Source organism: Mycobacterium sp., assembly GCF_049683355.1.
GTDB lineage: Bacteria > Actinomycetota > Actinomycetes > Mycobacteriales > Mycobacteriaceae > Mycobacterium.
Map to the genome: position 1 here is coordinate 1 of NZ_JBAUJB010000200.1, position 1,505 is coordinate 1,505.

The 1,505-nt window shown below is 64.8% G+C and carries 3 protein-coding genes; 1 reads left to right on the forward strand and 2 read right to left on the reverse strand.

Translation table 11 applies throughout. The features are described from left to right. Positions 1–328: transposase family protein (locus WA944_RS12080; protein WP_526373932.1), on the reverse strand; the 328-nt coding region annotated here is incomplete at its 3' end. Between the two features lie 46 nt (positions 329–374). Continuing rightward, complete coding sequence (locus tag WA944_RS12085) at positions 375–566, reverse strand: hypothetical protein (protein WP_526373933.1); 192 nt, start codon at positions 564–566, stop codon at positions 375–377. Between the two features lie 31 nt (positions 567–597). Here WA944_RS12085 and WA944_RS12090 point away from each other — a divergent pair, with 31 nt between their 5' ends. Beyond that, complete coding sequence (locus tag WA944_RS12090) at positions 598–1,383, forward strand: adenylate/guanylate cyclase domain-containing protein (RefSeq protein ID WP_526373931.1); 786 nt, start codon at positions 598–600, stop codon at positions 1,381–1,383. The last annotated feature ends 122 nt before the right edge of the window (positions 1,384–1,505 follow it).

Here is a 1,505-nt window from a genome sequence, read left to right on the forward strand (position 1 = left end):
AGACCGCAAGGTCCTCGAAGTCGCGGGTGAACCCCGATCCCGGCCGCGCGAACGGCACTGACTCGGCCAGCACACCGTGCTCGGGGCAGCGCAACCGACGTCGCCGCAGTTTGAGCACACATACCCGCCCACTGAGGTCCAGGTGCCGCCACGCCGAATCCACCATCCGTGTGTCGTAGCGGTGCCGAGTACGGAAATCGCAATGCGGACAGCACATCACCCGCTGTTGCGGGCGCACCCACACCGTCACCTTGTCGCCGAACTCGACGTCGCGGACCGTGGTCTTCGGCAGGTCGAGGACACGGTTGAGTAAAGTGGTCGCGCGCACGGGCAAGCTCCTTGGTACGAGGTGTAGGAGCTTTCGAACCTACGAGCTACCCGTGCGCCCAGACCGCTCCGCCACGCGAGACATAGCACACCCCACCCGACCCACATTCATGGCAATAGAGCCCACTTTCCTCCCCGGCCGCGGGCAGCAGCAGGGTCTCCCGCAGCCACACCGCACGGGGCGCGTCGGGGGCGTTGGCGCGGATGAACCGACTCTCGTAATAGGGGGCCTTCGCCATCGTCACCTCCCCAGCATCCAATACTTGACCCGTGAGCGGAGTGGAGATTGCGGCCTACATCCTCGCGACGATCTTCGTCGGCGAGGCGATCGCGCTGGTGGTGCTGGCACAGCGCCTGAAAGCGGCGCGCGAGGAGTCCGACGAACTGCGCCGCCGTGTCGACACCCGCAACATGCTGTTCTCCGGTGGGACCAAGGCCGTCAAGACCGTCTGGCAGACCGCCAACATCCTGCGCAGAGACGGGTTCGGTGCAGCCGTGCGGTCCTCGATCGAAGAGCTCGCCGACTGGGCCGAGGTGGAGCGACCCGACCTGGCACGGCTGGCACCCAACGGCAAGCTGGCCATCATGTTCTCCGACATCGAGGAGTCCACGGCGCTCAACGAACGCATCGGCGACCGCGCCTGGGTCAGGTTGATCGGCAAGCACGACAAAGCGGTTCGCCGGCTCGTCGACAGACACCACGGTTACGTCGTGAAGAGCCAGGGCGACGGATTCATGATCGCCTTCGCGCAGCCGGAGCAGGCGGTGCGCTGCGGACTGGATATCCAGAGCTCACTGCAGAAGCCCCCCAACGGGATTCGGGTACGGATCGGGATCCACGTAGGCAAGTCGCTGCTGCGTGGCGACGACGTCTTCGGACGCAATGTCGCGATGGCTGCGCGGGTCGCCGGACAGGCCGATGGTGGCGAGATCCTGGTCAGCGAGGCAGTGCGCGACGCTGTCTCCGGTTGTGACGACATCGTTGTCGCCAACGGCCGCGATGCGGAACTCAAGGGCTTCACCGGTTCGCACACCTTGTATGCAGTGACGTCCTAAGCCTGAAACCGTGGATCATTGATTTCGTGGCGTTGGGGAGCTGATTCTGCACGATTGGGGCGGCTGGGAAATGGTGTGGGTATGAGTGATCCGCTGGCCTGCACCAGCTTTCCTGTTGTCTG

Coding starts and splice junctions, on each gene's coding strand:
- WA944_RS12085 (WP_526373933.1), bottom strand. CDS start 566: ATGGCGAAGGCCCCCTATTACGAGAGTCGGTTCATCCGCGCCAACGCC.